Source organism: Spirillospora sp. NPDC048819, assembly GCF_040650055.1.
Classification (GTDB): domain Bacteria; phylum Actinomycetota; class Actinomycetes; order Streptosporangiales; family Streptosporangiaceae; genus Spirillospora.
Map to the genome: position 1 here is coordinate 268,276 of NZ_JBEZGN010000003.1, position 26,264 is coordinate 294,539.

28 protein-coding genes and 1 tRNA gene are annotated in these 26,264 nt (G+C 69.9%); 18 read left to right on the top strand and 11 right to left on the bottom strand.

Annotated features, from left to right (window positions below; genetic code table 11):
• The first annotated feature begins 10 nt into the window (after positions 1 to 10).
• The 8 genes from AB0C35_RS07170 to hypE are packed head-to-tail and all read left to right on the top strand — an operon-like array spanning position 11 to position 4,676.
• Entirely contained in the window at positions 11 to 142 is a 132-nt protein-coding gene (locus tag AB0C35_RS07170; protein ID WP_358451558.1) for a hypothetical protein, read from the top strand.
• A 10-nt stretch (positions 143 to 152) separates the two neighbouring features.
• Positions 153 to 677, top strand: a complete 525-nt coding sequence (locus AB0C35_RS07175; RefSeq protein ID WP_358451559.1) for a DUF892 family protein — start codon at positions 153 to 155, stop codon at positions 675 to 677.
• Entirely contained in the window at positions 674 to 1,270 is a 597-nt protein-coding gene (locus tag AB0C35_RS07180) for an SIS domain-containing protein (RefSeq protein WP_358451561.1), read from the top strand. The genes AB0C35_RS07175 and AB0C35_RS07180 overlap by 4 nt, the downstream gene beginning before the upstream one ends.
• The gene (locus tag AB0C35_RS07185) at positions 1,267 to 1,488 is read left to right on the top strand and encodes a HypC/HybG/HupF family hydrogenase formation chaperone (protein WP_358451563.1); all 222 of its coding nucleotides are present in this window, start codon (positions 1,267 to 1,269) and stop codon (positions 1,486 to 1,488) included. Before AB0C35_RS07180 ends, AB0C35_RS07185 begins: the two co-directional genes overlap by 4 nt.
• On the top strand, positions 1,485 to 2,168 hold the full coding sequence (locus AB0C35_RS07190; protein WP_358451565.1) for an SIS domain-containing protein: 684 nt from the start codon (positions 1,485 to 1,487) through the stop codon (positions 2,166 to 2,168). The genes AB0C35_RS07185 and AB0C35_RS07190 overlap by 4 nt, the downstream gene beginning before the upstream one ends.
• Complete coding sequence (locus tag AB0C35_RS07195; protein ID WP_358451567.1) at positions 2,168 to 2,437, top strand: HypC/HybG/HupF family hydrogenase formation chaperone; 270 nt, start codon at positions 2,168 to 2,170, stop codon at positions 2,435 to 2,437. Before AB0C35_RS07190 ends, AB0C35_RS07195 begins: the two co-directional genes overlap by 1 nt.
• Positions 2,437 to 3,615: a hydrogenase formation protein HypD gene (gene hypD / locus AB0C35_RS07200; RefSeq protein ID WP_358451569.1), complete on the top strand. Its 1,179-nt coding sequence runs from the start codon at positions 2,437 to 2,439 to the stop codon at positions 3,613 to 3,615. Before AB0C35_RS07195 ends, hypD begins: the two co-directional genes overlap by 1 nt.
• Positions 3,609 to 4,676 (top strand): hydrogenase expression/formation protein HypE, encoded by a 1,068-nt coding sequence (gene hypE, locus AB0C35_RS07205; protein WP_358451571.1) that lies wholly within the window; start codon positions 3,609 to 3,611, stop codon positions 4,674 to 4,676. Before hypD ends, hypE begins: the two co-directional genes overlap by 7 nt.
• A gap of 17 nt (positions 4,677 to 4,693) precedes the next feature.
• Here hypE and AB0C35_RS07210 read toward each other — a convergent pair whose 3' ends face one another.
• The 4 genes from AB0C35_RS07210 to AB0C35_RS07225 all read right to left on the bottom strand — a co-directional run bounded on the left by AB0C35_RS07210 (position 4,694) and on the right by AB0C35_RS07225 (position 8,581).
• Positions 4,694 to 5,356, bottom strand: a complete 663-nt coding sequence (locus tag AB0C35_RS07210; protein WP_358451573.1) for a hypothetical protein — start codon at positions 5,354 to 5,356, stop codon at positions 4,694 to 4,696.
• 230 nt (positions 5,357 to 5,586) lie between these two features.
• The gene (locus AB0C35_RS07215; protein WP_358451575.1) at positions 5,587 to 6,609 is read right to left on the bottom strand and encodes a hypothetical protein; all 1,023 of its coding nucleotides are present in this window, start codon (positions 6,607 to 6,609) and stop codon (positions 5,587 to 5,589) included.
• On the bottom strand, positions 6,609 to 7,184 hold the full coding sequence (locus tag AB0C35_RS07220; RefSeq protein WP_358451577.1) for an RNA polymerase sigma factor: 576 nt from the start codon (positions 7,182 to 7,184) through the stop codon (positions 6,609 to 6,611). Before AB0C35_RS07220 ends, AB0C35_RS07215 begins: the two co-directional genes overlap by 1 nt.
• A 221-nt stretch (positions 7,185 to 7,405) precedes the next feature.
• Entirely contained in the window at positions 7,406 to 8,581 is a 1,176-nt protein-coding gene (locus AB0C35_RS07225; protein WP_358451579.1) for a hypothetical protein, read from the bottom strand.
• A gap of 136 nt (positions 8,582 to 8,717) precedes the next feature.
• Between AB0C35_RS07225 and AB0C35_RS07230 the strand changes: the two genes are divergently transcribed.
• Positions 8,718 to 8,789, top strand: a tRNA-Met gene (locus AB0C35_RS07230).
• Positions 8,790 to 8,838: 49 nt separating this feature from the next.
• Here AB0C35_RS07230 and AB0C35_RS07235 read toward each other — a convergent pair.
• Together AB0C35_RS07235 and AB0C35_RS07240 are read right to left on the bottom strand one after the other, a co-directional pair.
• The gene (locus AB0C35_RS07235) at positions 8,839 to 9,300 is read right to left on the bottom strand and encodes an SgcJ/EcaC family oxidoreductase (protein ID WP_358451581.1); all 462 of its coding nucleotides are present in this window, start codon (positions 9,298 to 9,300) and stop codon (positions 8,839 to 8,841) included.
• 33 nt (positions 9,301 to 9,333) lie between these two features.
• Positions 9,334 to 9,990: an SgcJ/EcaC family oxidoreductase gene (locus AB0C35_RS07240; RefSeq protein ID WP_358451583.1), complete on the bottom strand. Its 657-nt coding sequence runs from the start codon at positions 9,988 to 9,990 to the stop codon at positions 9,334 to 9,336.
• 87 nt (positions 9,991 to 10,077) lie between these two features.
• On the opposite strand from AB0C35_RS07240, the gene AB0C35_RS07245 reads away from it, so the two are divergent.
• The 4 genes from AB0C35_RS07245 (at position 10,078) to AB0C35_RS07260 (ending at position 13,226) form a co-directional block, all read left to right on the top strand.
• Positions 10,078 to 10,539, top strand: coding sequence for a MarR family transcriptional regulator (locus AB0C35_RS07245; RefSeq protein WP_358451585.1), 462 nt, complete (start codon positions 10,078 to 10,080; stop codon positions 10,537 to 10,539).
• Positions 10,540 to 11,090: 551 nt separating this feature from the next.
• Entirely contained in the window at positions 11,091 to 12,452 is a 1,362-nt protein-coding gene (locus tag AB0C35_RS07250; protein WP_358451587.1) for a DUF222 domain-containing protein, read from the top strand.
• Between the two features lie 100 nt (positions 12,453 to 12,552).
• Positions 12,553 to 13,050: a DUF5753 domain-containing protein gene (locus AB0C35_RS07255; RefSeq protein ID WP_358451588.1), complete on the top strand. Its 498-nt coding sequence runs from the start codon at positions 12,553 to 12,555 to the stop codon at positions 13,048 to 13,050.
• Complete coding sequence (locus tag AB0C35_RS07260) at positions 13,041 to 13,226, top strand: DUF397 domain-containing protein (protein ID WP_358451590.1); 186 nt, start codon at positions 13,041 to 13,043, stop codon at positions 13,224 to 13,226. Before AB0C35_RS07255 ends, AB0C35_RS07260 begins: the two co-directional genes overlap by 10 nt.
• 75 nt (positions 13,227 to 13,301) lie before the next feature.
• Here the strand turns inward: AB0C35_RS07260 and AB0C35_RS07265 are convergent, their stop codons facing one another.
• The 5 genes from AB0C35_RS07265 to AB0C35_RS07285 form a co-directional block, all read right to left on the bottom strand.
• A complete protein-coding gene (locus AB0C35_RS07265) occupies positions 13,302 to 13,520 on the bottom strand; it encodes a DUF4241 domain-containing protein (protein WP_358451592.1) in 219 nt (72 codons plus the stop codon).
• On the bottom strand, positions 13,451 to 13,714 hold the full coding sequence (locus AB0C35_RS07270; RefSeq protein ID WP_358451594.1) for a DUF4241 domain-containing protein: 264 nt from the start codon (positions 13,712 to 13,714) through the stop codon (positions 13,451 to 13,453). The genes AB0C35_RS07265 and AB0C35_RS07270 overlap by 70 nt, the downstream gene beginning before the upstream one ends.
• Before the next feature lie 262 nt (positions 13,715 to 13,976).
• Complete coding sequence (locus tag AB0C35_RS07275) at positions 13,977 to 18,851, bottom strand: DNA repair ATPase (protein WP_358451596.1); 4,875 nt, start codon at positions 18,849 to 18,851, stop codon at positions 13,977 to 13,979.
• 195 nt (positions 18,852 to 19,046) lie between these two features.
• Positions 19,047 to 21,065, bottom strand: coding sequence for a flotillin family protein (locus AB0C35_RS07280; RefSeq protein ID WP_358451598.1), 2,019 nt, complete (start codon positions 21,063 to 21,065; stop codon positions 19,047 to 19,049).
• A 37-nt stretch (positions 21,066 to 21,102) separates the two neighbouring features.
• Positions 21,103 to 21,783 (bottom strand): hypothetical protein, encoded by a 681-nt coding sequence (locus AB0C35_RS07285; protein WP_358451600.1) that lies wholly within the window; start codon positions 21,781 to 21,783, stop codon positions 21,103 to 21,105.
• Positions 21,784 to 22,294: 511 nt separating this feature from the next.
• On the opposite strand from AB0C35_RS07285, the gene AB0C35_RS07290 reads away from it, so the two are divergent.
• From AB0C35_RS07290 to AB0C35_RS07310, 5 genes are all read left to right on the top strand, one after another.
• The gene (locus tag AB0C35_RS07290; protein ID WP_358451602.1) at positions 22,295 to 23,317 is read left to right on the top strand and encodes a sulfotransferase; all 1,023 of its coding nucleotides are present in this window, start codon (positions 22,295 to 22,297) and stop codon (positions 23,315 to 23,317) included.
• Between the two features lie 452 nt (positions 23,318 to 23,769).
• Complete coding sequence (locus tag AB0C35_RS07295; RefSeq protein WP_358451604.1) at positions 23,770 to 24,027, top strand: acyl carrier protein; 258 nt, start codon at positions 23,770 to 23,772, stop codon at positions 24,025 to 24,027.
• Complete coding sequence (locus tag AB0C35_RS07300; protein ID WP_358451605.1) at positions 24,027 to 24,650, top strand: SGNH/GDSL hydrolase family protein; 624 nt, start codon at positions 24,027 to 24,029, stop codon at positions 24,648 to 24,650. The genes AB0C35_RS07295 and AB0C35_RS07300 overlap by 1 nt, the downstream gene beginning before the upstream one ends.
• A gap of 34 nt (positions 24,651 to 24,684) precedes the next feature.
• Positions 24,685 to 25,686 carry an SGNH/GDSL hydrolase family protein gene (locus tag AB0C35_RS07305; protein ID WP_358451607.1) on the top strand — a complete coding sequence of 334 codons (1,002 nt, stop codon included), beginning with the start codon at positions 24,685 to 24,687 and terminating at the stop codon, positions 25,684 to 25,686.
• A gap of 32 nt (positions 25,687 to 25,718) precedes the next feature.
• Positions 25,719 to 26,144, top strand: a complete 426-nt coding sequence (locus AB0C35_RS07310; protein ID WP_358451609.1) for a nuclear transport factor 2 family protein — start codon at positions 25,719 to 25,721, stop codon at positions 26,142 to 26,144.
• The last annotated feature ends 120 nt before the right edge of the window (positions 26,145 to 26,264 follow it).

The following is a 26,264-nucleotide window of genomic DNA, read 5'->3' on the forward strand; positions in this document are numbered from 1 at the left end:
AGGGAGAGGAATGCGCAAGGGAATCCATATCGGCCCCGGAGTGGCCCGCACGATGGTCGCGCTGCTCACGGTGGGCGTGATCGTCGTGCTCGTCAAGGAGATGCCGGCGATGCGCCGGTACCTGAGGGCCGAGACGATGTGAACGGACGCCCATGACGACGATCGACAAGCAGTTGATCGGCTATCTGAAGGACGCGCACGCCCTCCAGGAACACGTGGAGGCGGCGCTGAGCGAACTGCTGACCACGTCCGCGGACGAACCGGACATGTGCCAGCCGCTCGGCCACTACGCCGAGCGGTCGCGCGTCCACACCAGGGAGATCGAGGCGCGGCTGAAGGCGCACCACTCCGCGCCCTCCCTCGTCCGGGACGCGGGCATGCTGTTCGCGGCGGTCGTCGAGGCCGGGCTCGGCCGCAGCCGCCGCGACACCGCCGGCAAGCACATGCGGGACGCCTACGTCGCCGTCCACCTGCAGATCGCGGCCGGGGAGATGCTGCGGCGCGTCGCCGAACGCGCCGGCGACGCGGAGACCGCCGCGGTGGCGAGGGCCATGTGCGACGACGCGTACGCGATGTCGCGCGGACTGTCCGACCGCTGGGACCTCGCCGTGGACATGTCGCTCAGGCAGCACGGCGTCAGGGACGTCCCGCCGCCGCCCGGGGGTGACGGCCGATGACCGTCACGGTGGCGGAGGTCTTCCGGCGCCGCGCCGAACCCGGCGCGGCGCTCGCCGGTGACGCCGGCGCGATCGCCGCGGCGTGCCACGCGATGGCGGCGCGGTTCCACCGCGGCGGCCGGCTGTTCACGTTCGGCAACGGCGGCGCGGCCACCGACGCCCAGCATGTGGCGGTCGAGTTCGTCCACCCGGTGATCGTGGGGAAGCGGGCTCTGCCCGCGCTGTCGCTCACCGGCGACGTCGCGACCCTCACGGGGATCGGCCGCAGCACCGGGTTCGACGACGTCTTCGCGCACCAGCTCCGCTGTTTCGGCGGCGCCGCCGACATGGCCTTCGGGATTTCGCCGGACGGCCGGTGCGGCAACGTCCTGCGCGGGCTGGAAAGCGCCCGGGACCTCGGGATGCTCACGGTCGCGCTGGCCGGAGGCGACGGGGGAGCGCTCGCCGGGGCGGCCGACCACGTGGTGACGGTGGCGTCCGACGATCCGCGCATCGTCAAGGAAGTGCACGTCACGGCGTACCACATGCTCTGGGAGCTGGTCCACGTGTTCCTGGAGCATCCGGACGTGCTCGTCCGGGAGGCGGTCACGTGACCTCGCCGCCAGAAGGCCGGGACTGCGCCGGCGACCACTGCGTGACGTGCTCGGACGAGGCAGTCCCCGTCCGGATCCTGCGGATACGGGACGGCGGCCTCGCCGACGTCGACGCCGGGGACGGGCGGGTCGAAGAGGTCAGCGTGGCGCTGGTGGACGCGGCGGCCGGCGACACCGTGCTCGTCCATGCCAAGGAAGCGATCGGGGTCGTGACATGACCGACATGCAGCAGCTCTACCCGTTCCTGTACGAAGGCGGCTCGGGGCTGGACACCCTCATGGACGACGTCCGCCGCTCGACCGCCGACAAGGCGAACGACATCGTCCGGCTGCGCGAGACCGTCCTGGAGGAGTACGGCGCGGAGCTCGTGGCCTGCGCCGCCCGGATGGCGGAAGCGTTCCGGGCCGGCGGGCGGCTGTTCACGTTCGGGAACGGCGGCAGCTCGACCGACGCGCAGGACGTCGCCGCCCTGTTCCTCAACCCGGGCGACTCCGCGAGGCCGCTGCCCGCGCTGGCCCTCACGACCGATGTCGCCGTGGTCACCGCGCTGTCCAACGACATCGGGTTCGAGGTGGTGTTCGCCCGGCAGCTCGCCGCGTTCGGACGTCCCGGGGACATCGCGCTCGCGCTGTCCACCAGCGGGAACTCCGACAACCTGATCGCCGCGCTGCGGGAGGCGGGACGGCGCGGCATGGTCACGGTCGGCCTCGCCGGATACACCGGCGGCCAGATGGCCGAGGAACCGGGGCTGCGCCACCTGTTCGTCGTGCCGTCGTCGTCCGTCCACCGCATCCAGGAGGCGCAGACGACCATCTACCACGCCCTATGGGAACTGACGCAGCACGAACTGACGCAGCGCGAACCGACACGGCGCGAACCCACCGAGGAGGCCGTCTGATGTGCCTGGCGATACCGGGCGAGATCGTGGAGATCATGCCCGACCGCCCGCTGGCGAAGGTCGACGTCACCGGCGTCCGGCGGGCCGTCAACATCGGCCTGCTCGACGGGGAGCGGCTCGCCGCCGGCGACTGGGTCCTCATCCATGTCGGCTTCGCCATGTCCAAGATCGACGAGGCGGAGGCGAAGGCCACGCTGCGGCTGCTCGAAGGCATCGGCGACGCCTACGACGACGAGATCGACGCACTGCGGGAATCGAGGATCGACTGATGCGCTTCGTCGACGAGTACCGGGACGCGGGCAGGGCGCGGGCGCTCGCCGCCTCGATCGCGTCGCTGTGCGAGCCCGGCCGGCACTACAAGTTCATGGAAGTGTGCGGGGGCCACACCCACACCATCTACAAGCACGGCCTTGAGGACTACCTGCCGGAGAGCATCTCGCTCGTGCACGGCCCCGGCTGCCCGGTGTGCGTGATTCCGATGGGCCGGGTGGACGACGCCGTCCACATCGCGTCCCAGCCGGACGTCATCATGACGTCGTTCGGCGACATGATGCGGGTACCCGGCGGAGACGGCTCGTTCTTCGACGCCAAGGCCGCCGGCGCCGACATCCGGATGGTCTACTCGCCGCTGGACGCGCTGAAGATCGCCCAGCAGAACCCGTCGCGCCGCGTCGTCTTCATGGGGATCGGGTTCGAGACCACCGCCCCGTCCACCGCGATGACCGTGCTGCGCGCGGCTGCCCAGGGGATCGAGAACTTCTCCGTCTTCAACAACCACGTGACGATCCTCCCGGCGATCAAGGCCATCCTCGACTCGCCCGACCTGCGGCTCGACGGCTTCATCGGCCCCGGCCACGTCTCCACCGTCATCGGCTGCCGCCCGTACTCGTTCATCGCCGGCGACCACGGCAAACCCCTGGTCGTCGCCGGATTCGAGCCGCTGGACATCCTGCAGTCGGTGCACATGCTGCTGACCCAGCTCGCCGAGGGCCGCTCCGAGGTCGAGAACCAGTACGGCCGCGTCGTCCCGTGGGACGGAAACGCCAAGGCGCTGCAGGTCATCGGCCAGACCATGGAACTGCGCCCCTATTTCGAATGGCGCGGCCTCGGCTTCATCTCGCACTCCGCGCTCCGCATGAAGGACGAGTACGCGGCCTTCGACGCCGAGCGCGTCTTCGACATCCCGGGCGGCCGCGTCGCCGACCCCAAGGCGTGCCAGTGCGGCGAGGTCCTGAAGGGCGTCCTGAAACCGTGGGAGTGCAAGGTCTTCGGGACTGCCTGCACACCGGAGACGCCCATCGGCACCTGCATGGTCTCGTCCGAGGGCGCCTGCGCCGCCTACTACAACTTCGGCCGCTTCACCCGCGAGCGCGTCAAGGAGGCGACCGGCGTGAAGGAGCCGACCGGCGTGAAGGAGACGACCGGTGTGAAGGAGACGACATGGTGACGATCCGCGAAGAGCAGGTTCTCGAACGCATCGACCGAGCCCGCAACGCCAGGCCGCGCCTCCGCGAGGACACCGTCACGCTCGCGCACGGCTCCGGAGGCAAGGCCACCCACACCCTGGTCGAGACCGTCTTCCGCGAGGCGTTCGGCAACCCCGTCCTCGACCGGCTGGACGACTCGGCGCACTTCGCCGTGAACGGCACCCGCCTCGCCTTCACCACCGACTCCTACGTCGTCTCGCCGCTGTTCTTCCCCGGCGGCGACATCGGTGACCTGGCCGTCAACGGAACCGTCAACGACCTCGCGGTCTCCGGCGCGACTCCGTTGCACCTCTCAGCGGGATTCATCCTCGAAGAGGGCTTCCCGATCTCCGACCTGCGCCGCATCACCGAGTCGATGCATCTCGCCGCCGAGGCCGCCGGCGTGGACATCGTCACGGGCGACACCAAGGTCGTCCAGCGGGGTAAGGCCGACGGCTGCTACATCAACACCGCCGGTGTGGGCCTCGCCCGTTCCGCACCCGCCGACATCCGGCCCGGCGACGCCGTCCTCGTCACCGGCCCGATCGGCGAACACGGCGTCACGATCATGCTGGCGCGCGGCGAACTCGACATCGAGGCCGACCTGACGTCCGACACCGCGCCGCTGAACTGCCTGCTCGCCGACGTCCGCGACGCCTGCCCCGGCGCCGTCCGCCGGATGCGCGACGCCACCCGCGGCGGCGTCGCGACCGTCCTCAACGAACTGGCGTCGGACTCCGGCACGGCCGTGGTGGTGGACGAGTCCAGCGTCCCGGTGCGTCCCGCCGTGCGCGGCGCCTGCGAACTCCTCGGCATCGACCCGATGTACGTGGCCTGCGAGGGCCGCGCCGTGATCGTCGTCGCCCCCGAGGCGGAGGAGACCGCGCTGGCCGCCCTCCAAGCCCATCCGCTGGGCCGGGACGCCGCCGTGATCGGCCGGGTGCGCGACGACCCGCCCGGCCTCGTCCTTCTGAAGACCGCCTTCGGCGGCACCCGCATAGCCGACCTTCTCGTAGGCGACCCGCTGCCCCGCATCTGCTGAGCCGCCGCGGCTCGTGTTCAGGCGAGCTTGAACGAGGTCACGATCTGCTCGGCGGCGGGCGGCATGGCGCCCTGCGCGGCCTCCAGCTTGACGAAGCAGTAGCGCTCGTCGGAGACGGGGACGGTGACCTCGATCTGGTCGGTGGCGATCCCGTCGCTTCCGGTGCTGGTGTTGGTCATCTTGAACCCGGGCTTCCCGCTGACGGTGAGATCGGTGATCTCGGCGCCCTTGTTGAGCCTGCGCGCCTTCTCCTTCAGCGTCTCCAGTTCGGTGCCGATGATGCCGCCCTTGTCGCATCCGGCGGCCAGGTTCGGCGCGAAACCGGACGTGACGGACGAGTCGATCCCCCACACGATGCCGAGCTTCTTCTGCTCGCCCATCAGTTCCTTGATGAGCGCACCGCGGTCGCCGGACAGATGGAAGGACGTCTGCACCACCGGGGAGGCGTCCTGGGTGGGGTCGACCTGCTTCCATCCCTCCGGGAGGCCGACCGTGACCCCGGTGTTCGGGCCGCCGACGGGCGTTCCGGTGCCGCCGCCCTGCGGCTCCGCGGCCGTCGTGGGGCTCGCCGAGCCGCCCTGGGAGGCGGCGGGCTCGTCCTTGTCCGAACCCGAGCAACCGGCCAGGGCCAGCAGCGCCAGGCTCAGCACACCGGGGGTGATCAGGCGAGAAGGGAACACGGGGGGCTTCTTTCGTCTGTGGGCGGTTGCGTGTGCAAACCATCCAGAACGCCGTATGACACTTGACCGGAGATGCCGCCATCTCCAGCGAACATCCCGTGTGATGTTCGCATACGTTAACAGAATTTGCATCAGCTAATTCGCATCCGATGGGCGGGCGCCACAGGGCCCCTACAGGCGTGCGGGCCGCCCGGTGATGGGGCGGCCCGCACGATTTCGGTGGGACGGGGTCAGAACTTGCCGGCTTCGATGTCGGCGAGCGTCACCCGGGACGTGTGGTAGTAGATCGTCCTGAGCGGCGTGTCCGGGGCCTTGCTGGAGACGGCGACGGGGTGGCCCGTGGCGGCGTCGATGATCAGCGTTTCCACGATCTCCCCGCCGGCGGACCAGGTGTCCTCCAGCGTCAGCGTGGGCCGTCCGGCGGTGGTGGTCTTGGTGACCTCGACCTTCGGCATCGTGGCCATGATGCGGAGCACACCGGCCCGGACCTGGGGATTCTTCGGCGCCGCGATCAGCGCGTCGATGGAGTTCGACCAGATGTGGTTGTCGGTGATCTGCTTCTTCCGCTCGGGGGTCAGCGGCTCCGGCGGCACGTAATTCTCGCCCCGCTCCTTGGCGTAGCGCTTGAGCCTTTCCGCCCTTTCCCGTTCCCAGTCCGGCTTCGTGCCCTCGGGAAGGTTGGCAACGGCCATCCGTGCCCGCGCGGTGTCGACATCGCCCTTCACGGCGTAGAGCGCCACCGCTATGGCGCCCTTGAACACGTCGTCGCCCCCGTCCTTGGCGATGGCCTGCTGCAGGGCCTTTCTGTCGTTCGCCCAGTAGTAGGTGCCGTCGTCGGCGAACAGGCCGATGCCGTTGTGGCCGAGCTCGTCACTGGTCGGCGACTGGTTGCGGATCTGCAGCGTCGCGTCGCCCGGCATGTCGGGCCGCAGGGGCGTGTTGTGCGCCACCAGCTCGGTCAGGATCGGGTTCGCCGTGGCCGGCAACGCCTGCGCGGGGGGCTCACCGGGCGTCGGCGCAGACGTGACGGCCAGCGCCACCGCCGTGGCAGCGGCAGCGGCGACCAGGGCGGCACTGAGACCCACCGTCCGGCGCATGCCCCACCGGGCCCGCCGGCGAGGCGCCGTCGTCGTTTCCGGTGCCCCGTCCGCGGCGATCGCCGACTGCAGCACGGCCCTGGCCTCCTCGAAGGCGCGCGGCCGCACAGGCTCGGCGTCCCTCAGATCCCTCAGCAGATCCATCTCGTCAACCATCAGTTGGCCTCCTTAAGCGTGTTGTGACCGGCCAGCGCGGCCATCCCCGGCGCGTTCCGCAGCGCCATGCGCGCCTCATGCAGGTGGCGGCGCGCGGTTCCCGGCGGTATGCCGATCGCCCGCCCCGCGTCGGCGACGGTCAGGTCCTCCCAGGCGACCAGGGTGAGGATCTCCCGCTGCTGCGGCCGGAGCAGCGCCAGGGCGCGCCGCAGCGCCGACTCGCCGTCGACGCGGTCGTCCACGGCGGCCCATGGATCCCACCCGGACACCATGCCGGTCATGTCCGCCAGCGGCTCCTCGGCCGGACGGGATCGCCAGTGCCGCCGGAGCGTGTTGTGCGCGACGCCGAACAGCCACGGGCCGGCGTCCGGGAACGCGCGGTCGTAGGTCGCACGGGACTTCAGCGCCGCCAGCCATACCTCGCCGAGCAGGTCCTCGGCCAGGTCCCGGCCGACCCGTCGCGCGAGGTAGGCCCCCACCGCCGCCTCGTGACGCCGGACCACCTCGACGAAGGCGTTCTCGTCGCCGTCGAGCGACCGGGCGATCAACTCCGCATCATCTGGATCGGGTGTCATGGCCCTCCTCGTTCTGGATCGCCTTACACCTGTGAATTGCCGATCGAGGAGGCAAAGCGTTCACCGCTGGTCAGCGCCCCGGACCGGTCCCGCCGGCCGCTGCCGGGCATGCGGAGAACCCCATGCGTCCTCCTGCCCCTCGGCAGAGGAACGGCCCCGCACGTCGAGGACGTCACCGACGCCCTGAAACACCACGCCGCCCTGAAACACCACGCCCGCCGCTACCAGTCGCGGACGTCCTCCACTCCCGAGATGAGGCTCTCGCGTGCCCAGGCCAGGCCCGGGCCGTGGGCGGCTTCGGCTTCGTCCACGATGTGGTCGAGGGCGGCGAACAGGTCCTCGCGCTCCTCGGTCTCGATGAAGGGTGTGCGGTCGTCCAGCCGGTTGAACGCCTCGCCGTACTGCCGCCCGATCTCGACGAGCCGCGCCGGCCGGTCGCCGCCGGGATCGCCGGAGAGCACGGCCATGACCGCCCGTCGCGTCGACTTGTACTGCGCGACGGCCTTCTTGAACCGGGCGCCGCTGATGTGCGCGCGGCCGTCCCAGTGGCGCAGCGGGTTGTTCCGGTTCTCCGCGACCCAGTCGGGCGTGCGGGCGTTGTGGACGTCGACATAGGTGCCGTTGGGCATCTCGGGGCGCCACGTCGAGCGCATCGCGGCGGCGTACTCGGCGGGGACGCTGTAGAGGAGGAGTGCCTCCAGCGCGGGGACGTTCCGGGGGAGCAGCAGGTCGTCCCGGCCCATCCCGAAAAGGTCGATGATGTGGATTCTCTGCAACGACCCCAGTTCGTTGAGGGCGGCCGCCGCCGACAGCAGGCCGAGTTCGCCCCGCAACGTCAGATCCGTCAGGTTCGGAAACCGGCGGACGAGCCGGTCGCAGTCGAGCGACTCGACGCCCCCGACCTTCAAGCTCCGGATATCGGTGTGCGGATCGTCCGGCCGGTCGAGCAGATCGTTGATCTCGGCACCGGTGTAGTCCGCCGTCCACGGGTCGGCGGCGTCCGCGCGGACGCCGGCGTCCCAGCGGCGCTGCCGGGCGAGCTGGTCGCCGAGCCGCCAGCCGGTGGAGTAGCTGCGTGACGGCTCGTCGTGCAACAGCGGCAGGGCCCCGATGACCTTGTAGCTGCGCGGCAGAACCCATTCGTAGTTGCAGTACGACAGGGCGCCGTCCCAGGAGTGGTGAGTCAGCCTGAGCGGCGCCACGTCACCGAGATCGGCCGCGGACGCGGGCTCGGGACCGGACCAGTCCAGTTCGAGCACCGCCGCCCTCTCGTCGGCGGCGTCGACACGAATGATCTGTGCGGCCGTCCACTCGTCGAGAGCGATCGAGAAGGCGGCCACGACGTCACCCGGCGCGATCGCTCTGGGGGGCGCGGCGGCCCGGTTCCTGCCGGTCATGACGGTGATCATAAACGGCGCGCAAGGCGACCTGCCGGGACGGGAGCCGCAGATGACCGGCCCGGAGGCGATTCGGCGTCCCTCGGAAAAACCATTGGTCACCGGGGAGGCCTCGCTCTTACCATTGTCGTACCGGTGCGGGGTGGTGCAACGGGAGCACGCAGGTCTCATAAGCCTGGTGATGCGGGTTCGAATCCCGCCCCCGCCTCTAAGAAAGGCACGCTCGGGCCCGAGCGTGCCTTTCCTGCGTTCGCACGTCAATGTGCGTGTGCGCCCTGCGTGCGAGCATTGCGCGGCCGGGTGGCGGGCTTGACTTTGAAGGAGACGGCCTCCAGCAGGGGCCTGTGCTTGGTCTTCTGGACGGCGGCGATCAGCCACCGGCCGTCGGCGCCGCGGACGACGGTGTAGGTCGCGAGTTTCCCGAGTTCGCCGGGGGTGCGCTTGGCGACCTCGCCGCGGGTGACGACGACGGCGGCGTCCGGCCCGCACCGGCGGATATCGACGATCTCCAGGGTCAGCCTGGTGCCGCGGAGGAAACTGTCGAACAGGACCTGGTGGGCGCGGCCGATCTCGCCGGCACCGTTGTAAACGGTCCCGACGTAGGTGATGTCGGTGGCGTCGGCGGTGAAGCAGGACCCGTAGGCGGCGCCGTCACCGCGATTCCACGCGTCCTGGGCGCGGTCCAGCAATGCGCGGATCTCGGTGCTGTCGTTGTTCATTTCATTCACCCTTTCGGTCGTTTCCGGGAGCCGCTACTTCTCGGCTTGCGGCTTGGTGTCGGGCGCCATCAGGAAAGAGATGCGCTCCATGACCGTCTGGCGCTTGGTGTTGTGGAAAGCGGCGATGCGCCAGCCGCCGTCGTCCTGACGGACCATGGTGTAGGTCTGCGTCTTGGAAAGATCTTCGGGCTTCTTCGGGGCGCCCTTGTAGGTGTCGCCGCGGCTGGTGACGACCGCGGTGCCGGGGGAGTAGAAGCGGATGGACAGGAAGGAGCCGGCAAGCTTGGTGTCCTTGAGGAATCCGCCGAAAAGGGCACGGTGGCCTTCCGTGATGTCACGGCGGCCCTCGTAGTAGGTGCCGACATAGGTGGTGTACGTGGCGTCGGGGGTGAAGATCTGGCCGTAGGCGTCGGCGTCGCCCCGGTTCCAGGCTCCGGTCAGCGCGTCGAGCGTGGCGCACACCTCCGCGTGCCCGCCGGCGGGACCGGTGGGGACGACGTCGAGGCATTCGGGGGTTCCCGTGTTGCGGACGTCCGCCGTGGTGTTCAGCCAGACGTATCCGCCGGCGGCGGTGATTCCGAGGGCGAGGGCGGTGAGCCCGAGGACGCGCTTGACGCGGCGGCGCCGGGGCCGGGCGGCCGCCGGAACGGTCTGGGGCTCGACGGTCTGGGGCTCAACGGTCGCGATCACGGCGGACCTCCATGTACCTTCGTAGGTGAAGTTTCTTCTTGAAGGATTTCTCTTCGTTGAGGAAGAGATTAAGGAGTGGGGAGCCGGATGTCAACGCCGGAGATGCGATCGGACGCGGGACGGCTCTACCGCCGCTACCTGAGCGCGGTGATGCTGCACACCCATGCCAGCGCGAAGGCCTGCAACCTGGGGGCCAGCGACCTGTACGCGTTGAACGTGCTGGATCTGGCGGGTGCGATGACTCCCGGCGAGCTGGGCGCCCGCACCGGCCTGACCACGGGGCCGACCACCCGGCTGATCGACCGCCTCGAACAGGCCGGCTACGTCCGCCGCGCGCCGTCGCCCGAGGACCGCCGCAAGGTGATCGTCGAGCCGATCGGCAAACCCGCGGAACTCGACGAGGTCATGGCCCCGGCCAGGCGGCAGATCGGCGAGATCCTCGGCGCCTACTCACCCGAGCAGCTCGACGTCCTGTTCGACTACTTCACCCGCGCCGCCGACGCCTACCAGCAGGCCGCCGACGAGCTGAGAGACGGCGAGAAGCCCTGATCACGACGGCAACCCGCCCGAAGTCACCGTTCTGGACCGATCGCGGTCCTCGCGAAGGACGCAACAGGCACGGTCGCCCCTGCGCGAACTGGTCCGCGCCGAGCACCTCAGCTCGAACAAGTGGCACGAGGAGCCCGCCGATCGCGCCGGACGCCCCGGCGACGAAGATTCGCATGCTGTCCGTTCGTAGACCTCACCAATGGCCCGAACGCCCGCTCTGTGAGTTTGGGACGCGCACGCGTCCGGCGAACATGGCAATGGCCTGCCCAATGTGCCGTCTCCCCGGCCCTCACGGCACTCCGATCGTTCGAAGCTTTCGTGGATTGCACCGATTTCCGCCGGTTCGCCGGGTCGAGACCATCTGATGCCGGAAAAGGCGTTCCTTCCGCTGCACCCGCACAAGCACAGTCGGCCTGCCAAAGCCATCCTGATCCCCGTCCGTGGAGATGAAGGTCATCAGTGGATTCTGAGCGCTTCACTATCCAGAACGTCTCAATACTGTCACCCTTAAACGGGCTGCACTAATAGTGTTCGTTCGATAACATGGAGTCATGTGTTCGAGTCAGATGATCGATGTGGCGTCGATGTCCACCAGTGAGCTGGTGGACGCGGCGGCTCTGATCGCGGCCGAACTCGCCCAGCGGGAGCCGCCTGAGTCGGCGGCGGTCTGCATGCACGACGCTGAAACCCTCGCCCGCACGGCCGACCTGCAAGAAAGTGCCCTGGCCGGGATGATCGGGCGGGTGGACGTCTCGGGCGAGATGCGCCGGTGGGGATACCCGTCGGTGCGGAGTTGGCTGCGGACCCGGCTGGGGATGCGGGAGGCCCGCGCCAAGGAACGCATGGCTCTCGCCCGTGAACGTCACCGCCTCCCCAAGGCTGCTGGACGCCTGGCGTCGGGGGAGTTGTCCTACGGGTACGCCGCCACCATCGCCGCTGCTGTGGCCCGCCTGGACGACGCCGACTGCGCGGCGGCCGAGGAGATCCTGCTCGACCTGGCCGGGAAGGGCTTCTCCGCCGGAAAGGTGGCCGCGTTCGGCAATCGGATCACCGACCTGATCGCCGAACGCGACGGCACCGATACCCCTGATAAGGACTCCCGGCGCGGCTACGAACGCTCCTGGATCGATTCCACCCGGTCCCTGGACGGCGGCCGGTACATCAAGGGGTGGCTCAACGCCGAAGACGCCGCCCTCTGGGACGGCACACTCGCACCCCTGGCCAAACCGGCCGGGACCGACGACACACGCGACCTGGCCGAACGCACCGCCGCCGCGCTGACCCATGTCCTATCGGGCGGGCACCGCGCCACCAAGGTCACCATCATCTGCGACCTCGACACCCTCGCCGGTGGCCGAGCACCGGCGCGCCTCACCGACGGGACGCCGATCCCACCGGAACAGGCCCGCCGCATCGCCCTGGCGGCCGGAGTGTCCGCGCTCATCCTCGGGAGCGGCCACATCCCTCTCTACCTCGGCCGCACCGTCCGGTTCGCCACCCCAGGGCAGCGCCAAGTACTCGAGGCGCTCTACCCGACGTGCGCGGCGCGGGGCTGCGAGGTGCCCGGGACGCTGTGCGAGGTCGACCACGTCGACGGCTGGGCCCTGGGCCACGCACCCACTGACATCGACAACCTCGCCTTGACCTGCGGATTCCACAACCGGTTCAAGGCGGCCAACCCTGACCAGGTCCACATGATCCGAGGCGAGGACGGCCGATACACCTACCGGCTGCTCCCTCCCGGAGACACCCGCCACCGACCCCCACCGACACCGGCACCCGACGTCCCCAACCCCTGGGAAGCGCCCGCCGCCTGCAGTCCCCGCTCAGCCGCCCGCCGATACCGACACAGAAACGGCTCCCCGCGAGCCGGAGCCACCACCCGAGGACGCCGCCAAACCGCCGGGCCTTAACTGCTGCGCACCCGCGCCCAGCCCACTACGCCGCGTAGGAGTGTTCAATGAACGGCGGATCAGGAGGAGTCCGGGGAGCAGCCGGTTCAGGCGCTGTCGAGTGCGGCCTCGGACGCGCAGCCGATCTCGATGCTGGTGGACCGAGCTCGAACGCAGGGGCTGCAGCCGGCGCGTCCTGCACGGGGACAAGGAGGCCGGGGATGCCCGCATCAGGCGTCAGGAGATTCTCCGGAAAGACCATCCTCCTGCCTTGACCGTCCTGCTGGACGAAACGAGCCTGCACCGCGAGGTCGGTAACAAGGAACTCATGCGTGAGCAGCTCGAACAGCTCATCAGCATGGCCGGCCGTCACGTCACCGTCCAGGTCGTGCCCAGTCGTGGCGAGCACGGAGGCAACTCCGGGCCGTTCGTCGTGGCGACCCTGGAGGACCGGTCGGAGGTCGTGTATGTCGAGAGCGCGTATCGTGGACTCACCTTGAGCGAGCCGGAAGCCTTGGCTGCGGTCGCGAGAACCCTCCGGGAGCTTCGCCGCCTGGCCCTGCCGATGGCCGCGAGCATCGAGTTGGTCCGCAGGACGGTGGAAGAGAGATGGACCTGAGCCGCGCGGTGTGGCGCAATGCCAGCCGCAGCACCCCGAACGGCGGCAACTGTGTGGAGGTCGCCGGCGTTCCTGGGACGGTCGCCATTCGCGACAGCAAGGACCCCGCCGGCCCCAAACTCGTCATTACCCCCGGCGACTTCCGGTGCCTCGCCGAGACCCTCAAGAACCTCTGACTCCGACAGCGGAAGCCCCGGCTCCGCGCCGGGGCTTCGCTGTAGTCGAGGCCGTCTTACCCGCCCGGACGGCCGTTATTGGGCCCGGCCACTCAGAGCTGTGCCCAGGCTGTGCTGGAGCAGTTCAAGGTCAGCGACAAAGCAGACGACCTCGCCGTTTCTGGCGCGGCCGATCCAGATCGGGTAGGTCCCGTCGCCCATACCGCACCTGAACACGATGACGTTCAGCTCAGGATCGTCGGTGGGAACCTCGATACCGCCGAGATGGATGGAACGAACAATGGCGTCGACCATCGCCGATCGATCGCGTTCGAGGTGGCCGCGTCCAGTTCCCAGGACACCGCGGGCTCGGCACGTACATTGAGCTTTGCGGCGTTCACCAACCGCATCGGGGACGGGATATGCGGAACTGGTGATCGTTCCCAGTGAGAGATTGACAGAGTCACCGGGTAGCGGCCCGGTGGGACCGTCACGATGAAGGGCTGCACCTCAGGGTGGACTCCCCCAGCCGGGGTCCTGGGCGATCAGATGCCCGGTGGGCAGGCGCGACACGCCGACCGATTGAACATCGATGACCGAGGCAGTCCCGTCGTCCCATCGGTAACGGGTCCCTGCGGAGAACATCATGTCCATGGGGGATTCAGACATGGCAACGGATCATCTCAGGAAGGGATGTTGGGCCATGTCTCGATTTCCCTATCCGATGGATCTCGGCGTGCCGCGGACCGTCTCTGACAAGTGGTGACGCGATCAGTGGGGGCGTAGGGCCTTTTCTATGGCGGTCAGTTTGTCGGCCAGGTGCAGGAGGGCGCCTACGGACGGGTCTTCCTGGTTGCCGGCGAGGGTCTGGGATCGTTGGTGGGCGGATTTGATCTCCGTCCAGCGGGTCTGCTGGGCGGGGGTCAGGGTGCCGCGGAGTTCGGCCAGCTTGAGGATGTTCGCTTCGGCGTCCGAGGTCAGGGTTTGGGACTCGGCTCGGTAGTGGTCGTCTATGGCTGCTTCCAGTTCGGCCGCGTTCATGACCGGCAGGATGCGTTCGGCGAGTTTGTTCATGTCGCGGTAGGAGCCCTGTAGACGGAACGGGGGCTCGGTGCGGGCGGCGTCGTCCTGGGCCGCGGACGCTATGTAGGCGCGGTTGACCGTCAGGACCACCTGCTGGACGTGGAGCAGCTTTTCCAGGACGGAGAGGATCTCGTCCAGTTCGGTCTGGGAGTACGGGTGGGACAGGCGGTCGGGGCGGACGGTCTGGTCGCCGGAGGCCAGGCGGACGAGCAGCTCGATGTCGGAACGGTCATGGTTCGTCAAGGGCGCGAGGACCGGGTTCGACGTCAGGGCGTTCTCGATGTAGCTGAGCACGAACAGGTCGTCCTTGCCGGACAGGACGTCGCCCAGGTTCCACACGTCGGCGCGGTTGGCGAGCATGTCGGGGATGCGGAAACGCTGCCCCGACTCGGTGTACGGGTTGCCCGCCATGCAGACGGCGAAGCGTTTGCCGCGCAGGTCGTAGGTGCGTGGGTCGCCGTCCTTGACGCCTTCGATCCGGCGTTGGGCGTCGCAGAGGGGGATGAACTTCTGCAGGAGTTCGGGTGACGTGTGCTGGATGTCGTCCAGGTAGAGGAGGACGTTGTTGCCCATGTCGAGGGCGAAGTTGATCTTCTCGACCTCCTGGCGGGCGGTGGCGTTGGGGGCCTGGGCGGGGTCGAGGGACGTGACGTCGTGGCCGAGGGCGGGGCCGTCCACCTTGACCAGTGCCAGGCCGAGGCGTTCGGCGACGTACTCCATGAGCGTCGTTTTGCCGTAGCCGGGCGGGGAGATGAGCAGCAGCATCCCCATCTGGTCGGTGCGCTTGCCGTCGCCCGTGGCGCCCAGCTGTTTGGCCAGGTTGTCGCCGATGAGGGGGAGGTACACCTCGTCGACCAGGCGGTTGCGGACGAACGCGCTCATCGTGCGGGGTTTGAGGGCGGGGATGCCGAGGCGCTTCTCCTCGGTGGCGATGAGGTCGTTCCGCTGTTTCTGGTAGGCGCGGAAAGCCGGGACGCGGTCGGTGCGGAAACGTGCCGTCCGGGCCAGCAGTTCGTCCAGGCGCAGGTCGAGATGGCGGTCGACTATGCGCGGGTGGTTGCCGAGCAGGTCGTCGATGGTGGCGGTCAGGGCGGCGGGGGAGTCGTAGCGGGTGGAGGCGCACAGCTGTATCGCGACCGCCTCGGGGAGGTCGGACGGGTCGTCGGCGAACGAGCCGAGCCAGGCTTCGGCGAGCTGGTGGCGGGCGGCGAGGTCGTCGCCGAGGGCGCTCAGGTCGGCCTCCAGTTCGGCCTGGTGTTTCTGGCCGAAGTTCTTCAGCAGATCGCGGGCGCCCTGGCTGGTGACGAAGCCGTCCGGGGCGGCGGCGAGTTCTTCGATCAGGTACTCCGCCGCGAGTGGGCCGTCCGGGGACGCCAGGCCGGTTCGGCCGGTGAAGGCGGTGATGGACGTGGCGAGTTCGGTGGTGAGGGCGGTCAGGGCGTCGGTGCGGCCGAACGTCCGGCGGGCCCGGACGAGGGAGCGGGCGCGGGTGGCCAGAGCGGTTCGTCCCGCGGGGGCGGTGCCGTGCGTCCAGAAGAGCTGCGCGGCGGCTCGGGCCGGGGACGGGTAGCGCAGCAGGCCGGCGTCGGCGTGGAGGTGCAGCAGAGTTTCCAGGATGCGGGCGGCGTCGTGGTCGTGGACGCCTCGTTCGTAGCCCTCGTCGTAGCGGTCGGCGGCCGCGTCGCGGACGAGGGCGAGGAGGCTGCCGTCCGCGGCGGCCCGGTCCAGGTCGCCGGGGCCGGTGTCCGCGAGGATCGACGTCGCCAGGTACTCGGCCCGGTAGGTTTCCGGGGTTTCCGAGACGAGGGTCTGGTTCCACAGGTGGCGGGTCGCGGCGAAGGCGTCGTCCAGGACGGGGGCCCGGTAGTCCGTGCCGGTGATCGCGAAGGCGACGGTGTCGCGGTGCGGGACGAGGGTCAGCTCGATCGGGCGGGTGTTCACCGCGAACCGGTGCCGGCCGAGCCGGATCGTCCCGCCGTCGTCGCCGTACAGGTCGAGGCGGTCGCGCAGGGCGCGGCCGGCCTCCTGGCGGGCGGACTTGACGCGGCCGTCCAGCTCCTCCGCCCGGACGCCGTCGTCCAGGGCGCGCAGCTCGTCGGCGATCCCGCGCAGGCGGGCCACCATGGCGTCGGTGGCGAAGTAGGTGTTGACCTCGTCCGGGGAGCCCAGCGCGGCGGCGCGGCGGCGGACGCCGGAGAGGATGCGGCCGGCCGACTCGGTGAGGCGGTCGGTGCGGCGGGCGCGCTCGTCCAGGAGGGTCTGCTTGCGGGACGAGAACGCCTCGTAGACCTCGGTGCGCTTCGTTTCCAGCTCGGAGCGGAAGTCGTCCAGGTCGGAGAAGCGGGCCTGCAGAGTTTCCAGGCGGAGGAGCAGGCGGCCGAGTTGCTCGTCGCACGTCTCGGGCGTGGTGGCGCCCGCGAGGGCGCCGGCGATGGACTGGTCGAGGAGGGCCAGTTCGGCGGCGAACTCGGCGCGGCCCTCGCGTCCGAGGAGGTCGCGGCGCCGGTTGCCGAGGACGGCGCGGGCGCGGTTGAGGCCGCCGAGGACCTCGCCGACCCGCTCCAGGATCGCCGTGCGGGCGGTGGCGTCGGTGATGTCGAGGTCTCCGACGACCTCGGTGACGACCTCCAGGCCCTCGTTCTGCGCGTCGAGGAGATCGGCGAGGGGCACGGCGTCGGCGGCGGTCTCGATGGCGTGCGCCGACTCGGTGATGCGCTCCACTTCGGCGTGGTAGCCGGTGAAGGCGTCCTCGCCCTGGAGGAACTCGACGGCGCCCCGGCCCGCGTCGCGAAGCTCCGCCTGGACGCTTTCGGAAAGTTCGTCGATCCGGTCGGTGTCGGCGTACCGGAGGTCGCGCAGAGTTTCCAGGCGGCCCTGGGCGCGGCGGAACTCGGCGAGCCGGCCGATCCAGCCCTCGGCGCTCTCCGGTGCCTCCGTCCGGGCGCGGCGGATCAGCGCGGCGATGTCGTCGGCGGCCTCGGAAACAGCGGCAACGGCCTGGTCGGTGAGCGCGCGGACCTTCTCGTACTCGTCCAGGACCTGCCCGGCGGTCGAGCGCACGTCCGCCAGCGGCGCCGCCACCTCCCCGAGGTCGGCGTCGGCGAGCCAGTGGTACAGGTCGGACGTCCGCGTGCACGCCGAGATCAGCGCCTCGAACACCCGGGTCGACGGCGACATCTCGTCCACCATGCGGGTGACGGAGAGGCATTCGGAAATTCCGCGGACGAGGTCCGCGTTTCCCACGCGCTCCAGCGGGCCCGTCCCGACGGGCTGTGCGGCGGCGTGCGCGTCGGAGACGTACGGGGTCCGCCAGATCTGCATCGGGTGGACGCGGGCCGGCTCGTCGGAGAAGGCCCGCATCACGGCGAGCGTCCCGTCCTCGAACAGCGAGAACCCGTGGCAGGTGACCGGCGTCGTGACCTGCTTGCGGATCACGTTGTACGGCAGCAGCAGCGACCGGCCGTCCTCGCGCGAATGGAAGACGTAGAGGACGTCCTCGCCGTTGGGGGAGCGGATGACGCGCTCGTACTCCAGGCCCGTGACGTCGGTGTCGAACGTCTTCGCGGCGCCGGTGTCCAGGTAGTAGCCGCCCGGAAAGATGATCCCGTGGTCGTCCGGCAGCCTCCGGCACGCCTGCGCGATGCCGTCGAGCCGCACGACCTCCTTCGTGCGGACGTTGAACACCAGATGCCGCCACGCGGTCTCGTTGTACGGGCGGATCCGCAGCAGGATCAGCGCCCCGACCCGCGCGTGCAGGACGTCGGCGTCGGCGAGGGACTGCAGCGGCTCGTCCACGGGCTCGGAGTAGATGCCCGTCCCGGTGCCGGTGTTGTCCTCGATCTTGACGGTGAGGGTCCCGCCGATCGTCTCGACGAACATCTCGCCCTCGATCGAGATGTGCGGGTGCCGTCCGGGGACGTGGTCGTCCCGCGTGGTCTCGATCCAGTCGACGTCGTGCGCCGGCGGGAACTGGTGGTCGCGTTCGCCCTGGTTGTCCTCATACGCAACGGTCCCGTCGGGTGCCGTCCGCCACCGCAGCACGCGCAGATCGGACAGGCGGGGGCCGGTCTGGAACACCGCGAGCAGGCGTCCGTCCACAAGACGGAGTTGCAGAAGCCGCGCCTGGCGGTAGTACCGGTACATGTCGGCGAAGTCGCGCTGGAACCGCGGGTCGTCCAGCAGGCCGGGCACGGCGTCCATCCCGGCCGGGACGAAGGCGATGCCGTCCCCGTCCCGCGTGAAACGGTGCAGGGAGAACACGTCGTCGACCGTCGTCTCCGGTTTCAGCCCGAGGAAGACGTTGTAGCCGAACAGCATCACGCCGCCGAGCGCGACCACGTCACGCGGGACGCAGTTGTGCGCCGTCCGGATCTGCTCGGTGCCCGCCAGCCGCAGTTCCGTGCCGCCGAAGACCTCAAGCCGCCGGACGTTCAGCGCCTCCGCCCGCCGCGCCAGCTCGGCGGCGTGCTCGGCGAGCCGCGCACGCAGCACCTCGTACGTGCCGTGGTCCAGCTCCGACCGCCCCGCCTCGGCCCCGGTGGCCTCCCTCACGTCCTCATTCACCCATCTCTCCCGTCTGTCCTTCGTTCATGCACGTTCGCGGCGTCCTCAACCGCCGGCCCATGCCCTCCACGCACAGCCCTGCCGCCCATCCGGCCTCCGGCCGCCAGGCCGCAGGTCACAATGCAACCGTTGCGCGGCCCGGACGGTGCCGGGGCGGCGAGCCGGCCGGGGGACGCGGCTCGCCGCTCCCCGGCATCAGCCGGCGGTCAGGGCGGATCCGTTGATCTCGGACAGCGGGGCGTCGGCGACGCCGAGGCGGCGGGCGGTGTCGAGCAGTTCCCGCAGCCCGCCCGTCTCCGGGCCGCCGTCCTTGATCAGCCGCAGCAGCAGCGCGGAGAGGGTCAGGTCGCGGACGCCGCCCGTGTCGATCGAACCGAGCAGCTTGGACATGTCGCCGGTGAAGCTGCCCGTCCCGTCCAGCCAGGGGCCGGCGATGGACTGCGCGACCTCGGAGTTCTGGACGAAGCCGTCCACGCTCTTGCCGAGCGCGATCGACCCGACGAGCCGGTCGAAGAAGACGCTGTCGCCGCCGACGATGCTGATGTCGGCCTTGTCCAGCCCGGCGGCGAGGACGCTCGCCTGTGCCTCGGCGACCTCCCGCTGCACCTCGATCCCGGCGAGCCGGACGTCCTTCTCCGCCTCCAGCCGCAGCCGGTACTCCTCGTGCTGGCGGGACGCCTCGTCCAGCGCCGCCATCGCGCCCGCCTTCTCGGTCAGGCCCTCCGCCTCCGCCATGAGGCTCTCGCGGATCCGCGCGGCCTCGACCAGCGCCTTCTCCCGCGCGACGGCGGCCTCGGCGCGGCCGACCTTCTCGATGGCCTCGGCGTCCTTCTCGCGCACCTGGACCTCGGCGAGCCCGGCGGCGGCGGCCTCGGCACGCAGGCCCTCGGCCAGCCGGATCTTGGCCTGCGCGTCCATCTCCGCGGCCTCCTGGCGGGCCTGCGCCATCGTCAGCTCCTCGCGGGCGCGGTGCTCGGCGGCGGCCTCCGCGGCCTCGGCGGCCTTGATGTCCTTGACCAGGTTCTCCTGCGCCTCGGCCTCCGCGTGGATGATGACCGACTGGCGGGCGCGCTCGGCCTCCTCGACCGTCCGCAGCCGCTTGATGCCCTCCTCCTGCTCGGCGACGGTCCGCTCCACCGCGATCCGCTCGCGGACGACGTTCGCGATCTCCCGCTTCTCCGCCTCGACCTCCTTGTCGGCGGCGATCCGGGTCAGCTCCGTCTCCCGCTCGCGGGCGATGACCTCCAGGAGGCGGTCCTTCTCGATCCGCTCGCTCTCGATCGCGAGGACGCGCTCCTTGTTCTTCTCGGCGACCGAGACCTCCCGGTTCTTGTTCTCGGTCTGGACGCCGAGCTGCTCGTCGGTGCGGATGTGCGCGGCCTGCGCCCGCAGCCGCTCCTCCGCCTTGACCCGCTCGATCTCCGCCTCCTCGCGGGCCCGGACGGTCTCGACCTCGCGCTGCTGCCGCAGCTCGGCGTCGGCCTGGCGGCGCTCCAGCTCCAGGATCGCCTCGCGCGCCTCCACGTCCTGGCGCGTGATCTCCTTCTGCTCGTTGCGGGCGTGCTCGTTGGTGCGGACGTGCTCGATCGCGGTCAGCTCGGTGATCTTCCGGATGCCCTGGGCGTCCAGGATGTTCGACCTGTCCAGGGAGAGCAGCGGCGTCTGCTCCAGGTAGTCGATCGCGGCGTCCTCAAGGCTGTAGCCGTTCAGGTCCGTGCCGATGACGCGGATGATGTGGTCGCGGAACTCGTTGCGGCGGATGTAGAGGTCGGCGAAGTCGAGGTGCTTGCCGACGGTCTTCAGCGCCTCGGAGAATTTGGCGGCGAACAGTTCCTGCAGCGTCTCCCGGCTGCTGGCGCGTTCGGTGCCGATGGCCTGCGCCACCTTCACCACGTCCTCGGCGGTCTTGTTGACGCGGACGAAGAACGTGATGCGGATGTCGGCGCGGATGTTGTCCTTGCAGATCAGCCCTTCCCGGCCGGTCCGCTCGATGTCGATCGTCTTCACCGAGATGTCCATCATCTCGGCCTTGTGCAGCACCGGCAGCACGATCGCGCCGGTGAAGGTGACGTCGACCTTCTTGAACTTGGAGATGATCAGCGCGCGGCCCTGGTCGACCTTTTGGAACAGCTTCTTCACCATCAGCACGAGGCCGAGGGTGATGAGCAGCGCGAGCGCGAGGAGCACACCGGCTCCCAAGGTGATGGTTTCCATCGGGAATCCCTGTCTGTAGGGGGATAGGTCGCGGGGATCAGAGGGCCGGACGGTCGAATGCCGCGTCGTGCGGCATGACCCAGAAGAACTGTCCGGCCGGGTCGAAATCGAAGATCAGTGCGGTGCTGCCGGTGGTGAGGCCGGTGCCCTGCGCCTCGCCCGCCACGGCCACGTCCATGGCCGGCTGCCTGACCTGGACGATGGCGGACGACCCGTCGGGGGCGGTGACCTCGGCCTGGCCGAAGTCGGGCCCGACCCGCCCGGTGCGGATCACGCAGGGCAGCCCGACGAAGTCGCGCAGCGACGCCGCGGCCGGGCTCCGGAAGACCCGGCGCAGCGGCAGCACGGTCAGCCGCGTCCCGAACCAGGCCGCCATCAGCGCGGCGACCAGCACGAACGCCCGCAGGACCGTGCCGTCGAGCAGCGCCGCCCCCGCCAGGCTGACGAACCACGCGAGCGCGATCAGCAGCGAGAGCACGATCGTGCCGGGGACGCCGCCGAGCCCGAGGAACGCGAGCGCGCCGGCCACGGCCCCGTCCCCGGCGTCCCCGCCCTCGGCGCCGGCGCCGGCCCCCGCATCGGCATCGGCGCCGGCGCCGAGGAAGTCGAGACCCAGGCCGCCGACCAGGACGAGGGCCCAGTACACGGCGACGACCACGAGAGAGAAGCTGAAAAGCGCGGTCGGAAAACCGAACGCCACGTCGACGAATTCACCCATTTGAACGCACGCTTCCGCATCGAGACGTCATGGACCGTGCCGGGCGCGCTGAATACGCGCCGGCCGTGAAGAAAGGCCCGCTAAGGGGAGATGAGGGTGCTGCTCAGCTATCTGGGAAGTCGTGCGCCCGGGCCACGGCGGTCAGGCCGTACGGCGGGGCGAGAAGGCACGGCACCGGCGGTGGCGGCGCAATGAAAAAGTGCCGGGGAGTCATCAGCCCTCCTGATCGCAGACATATCCTGTCTCGCCGACCAGGCTTCCCGGCACACCAGTCGTTACTTTAGCTTATTTCTCTCTTTAAGGGAAGTCTCCAGCCGGATCGGCGGCCGTCCCCCGGGCCACTGCCGTGCCGTGAGGTCGCTCCTCGATCCGGCGCTCTGCCTGCTCAGTGGGGTTGCGTCGCGTGGCGCGCGGGTGGCTAGCATGGGCGTGACAGGTCTGGACGAACTTTCAGGTTACGTTGAGGTGGCTTTGGGGTTCGGCTCAGGCAACCGGCGTATTTTGGCGCGCCATGACCTCGCAGACCAGCCGGCCGATCTTCATCATCGGCTGCCCCCGTTCGGGAACGACGCTGCTCCAGCAGATGCTGCACTCGCACTCGCGCATCGCGTTCCCGTCCGAGACCAGGTTCGTGCACACCTCCTACGAGGCGCGCCAGACCTTCGGCGACCTGGAGCTTGAGGAGAACCGGCGCAAGCTGGGCGAGTGGATCGCCAAGGGCAAGGACACCAAGTTCCACGTCCTCAAGCTCGACCCGGACGACATCGTCGAGGAGATCGTGAACGCACCGCCGACCCTCGGGTCCGCGCTGGCGACCGTTTTCCGGGCGTACGCGCGCGAGCACGGCAAACCGCGCTGGGGCGACAAGCGCCCGAGCTACTTCCGCCGGATCCCGATGCTCCGGCGCATGTTCCCCGACGCGCAGTTCATCCACCTCGTCCGGGACGGACGGGACGCCGTGAGCTCGCTGAAGAAGATGCCCTGGTACGACGGCGACACGTACTCCGCCGCGCTGACCTGGCGGGAGGCGGTCGACACGGGGAAGCGCCTCAGCGCGCGCCTCGGCCCGGACACCTTCTACGAGTTCCGCTACGAGGACCTGGTCGCCGAGCCGGAGCCCGCGCTGGTGAAGCTGTGCGCGTTCCTCGGCGAGGAGTACGACCCCGCGATGACCAAGGCGTACAAGCACGCCCGCGAGACGGTGCCGTCCGCGCGCAAGTGGCACCTCCGTACGCACGAGGCGCCCAACACCCGCAATGTGGGGGCGTGGCGGGAGCGCCTCGAGGACTGGGAGGCGGATCTCGTCGAGCACGTCCTCGCCTCCCGCCTGGTCGACCACGGCTACATGCTGTCGGGGGTGTCGCGCCCGACCGCCGCGCAGCTCGCCACGTTCCACCGCCTCGCGGCGCACCGGTGGCGGTCGCGGCGTGCGCACGCGGTGCTGGACCGGCTCGCGCAGACCCGCGACCCCAATCCCGTCGTCTCGCTCCTGAACGGGCCGGTGCCGGTGGACGGCGCCTCTGACGAGGGCTGACTCCGCCGGAGACAGGTACGTCTTGCCGCGGGGGAAGAAGGACCTGGCTTGCCCGTGATGGGCGAGTCTGAGTGGTTGACCGAAATTCTCATGGAACGTGCCGGGGCGCGGTGGCCGGCAGCCGCCCGCCCGCGACGGGCCTGCTGGGGAACGACGCAGGTCGCGTGCCGTCATGAGGTCCGCGGGGAGGAACGGATCGGTGGGACTCACGGTGCCGCCGGTTTCCCGGCGGGCTGTGGGTGGGTCCCTTAACGGAAGTGGTTACTGATCGGTAACATAGCGCCGTTTTACCGGATCACTGACTTAATTTACGAAACAGAGACATGGTTGTGTCCGATCGTTCACATGCGGATCTGAGACACATCCTCCATTTGCCTGTATCTTGCGTGTTGCTCGTCTTCCGATAGCTATCGCGATTGATTCGATGATCCTCTTACATAAGGAGGAGTGCGGTGACCAGATCGGAAACAATTTCCCACGGCGAGTTGCAATCGTGGCTTCTTGACAGGATCGCCTTCTACCTCGACAGGCCTGCCGAAAACATCGATCCAGGGGTCGAACTGGCCCGCTATGGAGTCGACTCGGTCTACGCCATCAGCATCATCAGCGACATCGAGGACCACCTGCAGGTCGAGGTCGACGTGGCCGAGGCCCGGCGCAGGGAGACGGTGACCGCGCTCACCGACTACCTGCTCGAACTCGTCGCGTGATGGGCGGCCGGCCGGGCGGCGGGCCCGTCATGGTGGTGCTCGGCGACAGCGTCGCCGAGGGCCAGAACGACCCGGACCCGGCCGGCGGGTGGCTCGGCTGGGCCGGTCGGCTGGCCCATGAGCTGGGCGTTTCCCGTGCGGAGATGCTCAACGTCTCCGACCCGGGCGCGACGATCGAGGACGTGGTCGGCGAGCAGCTGCCCGCCGTCCGGGACCTGCGGCCGGGCCTCGTCGTGCTCGGCTGCGGCATGAACGACGCGCTGCGCGGCTTCGAGCGGGCGGACGCGGCGGCCCGGCTGAACGAGCTGTTCGGCTGGGCCCGCGAGCGCGGCGCGGTCGCGCTCGCGATTCCGGTGCCGCGGCCGCCGCTGCTCGACCTCGCCCCGATGTCGCAGTTCCGCAAGAAGCGCACCGTGCAGCGCATTCACGACTTCAACGAGGAGCTCGACCGCGCCACCGGCGACTTCGGAATACCGTTTCCCGCGCGGGAAACGGTGGCGAAAGTCGCCGACCCCGCGATGTGGAGTGCCGACGGAATCCACCTGAACCCGAGAGGACACGCATATGTGGCGGAGGTGATCGCGCACATCGCACGGAGCCTGCTCGGCGAGCGGGCCATCTGAGCCTCGGGGGCCACCGCACAAGTCTGGGATACAGATGAAGAGACCATTCGCCTTCGCCCGCGTCCCCCAGTCGATGATGCTGATTCCGCTCGCGCCGGTGCTGGCCGTGCAGGCATGGCGGACGGCGCGCCGGACACCCCGGCTCGCCCCCGCGTCGGGGGACGAGTACGGCTTCGTACCCGGCGCGGATCCGGGTGCCGGGCCCGCGTACCGGGTCGTGGTGATCGGTGAGTCCACCGCCGTGGGAGTCGGGGCGTCCCAGCACGCGCAGGCGCTGCCGGGCTTCCTCGCCGAGGCGCTGAGAGAGCGCTTGCGCAGAAGCGTGGCGTGGTCGGTCAACGGCGAGAACGGCGCGACGGCCCACCGGGTCGCGACCGCACTCGTCCCACCGGCGAACGGCACCCCCGCCAACGGCGCCCCCGCCAACGGCGCCCCCGCCAACGGCGCCCCCGCCAACGGCGCACCCGCCAACGGCGCCCCCGCCAACGGCGCCCCCGGCAACGGCGGAGTGAGCCCGGACCTCGTGGTCGTCACCGTGGGGATCAACGATCTGATCCGGCGGCGCCCGCTGCGGCGGTGGACGGACGACGTGGCCGAGCTCATCACCGTCCTCCAGGGCAGGTACGCGCACGCGACCCTGGTCGTCGCGGGAATGCCGCCCGTCCACCGGTTCCCGGCGATCCCGCAGCCGCTGCGCCTGTTCCTCGGCGCGCGGGCGCGCACCATGGACCGGATCATGCGCGACGCGGCCCGGGCGGGCGGGGCGGTCCACGCTCCCATGGACGAGGCGATGGCGCGCGACCGCCGGCTCTTCGCCTCCGACGGCTTCCACCCGTCCCCCGACGGATACCGGGCCTGGGCCGAGGACCTGGCCCGCGCCGCCGCCCCCGCCCCCGCCAGCGCCCCCGCTCCCGCCCCCGCCATCACCACGGAACCGGCCCCGGCGCCGGGCCCCGAACCCGGGGCCGCCGCCGGGGCCGGTTCCGCCGAGAGCACGCCCCCCGCCGACACCGTCCCGCCCGGGACGGTGAACTGACCCGGCCCACGGCAAGTGAAGGGACAGCTCAGGTGACGGTTCCCGGAACGTTCCGAAAGGCGGTGGAGGCCCATGACCTCTCCGCGATCACCAGCGCGCTCGATCCCGGCATCGAGTTCCACAGCCCGGTGATGGTGAAGCCGTACCGCGGCCGCGACTCCGTCGCCGCGCTGCTCGGCGTGCTGCTGGAGGTCTTCGAGGACTTCCACTACACCGACGAGCTGGTCAGCACTGCCGAGCAGGACGCGCCGGCCCAAGCGCTGATCTTCAACGCCCGGGTGATGGGCAAGGCCGTCCAGGGGCTCGACCTGCTCAGGTTCGGCGACACCGGCCTCGTCACCGGCCTGACCGTGATGGTCCGCCCCCTGCCCGCGGCTATGACGCTCGCCCGGGTGGTCGGGAGGCGGATGGAGGGAGCGGAGGGACCGGGGGGCCCGTCCGACACCGCCCAGCTATAGGGAGTGGAAACGAAGATGGACAGTAAGGTTCCCGCGCACCCCGCAGGTCCCGCGCCTACCGCAGGTGCCGTACCACCTGCGGACCCCGTGACCAAGGCAGACCCCGCAGGTCAGGCAGAC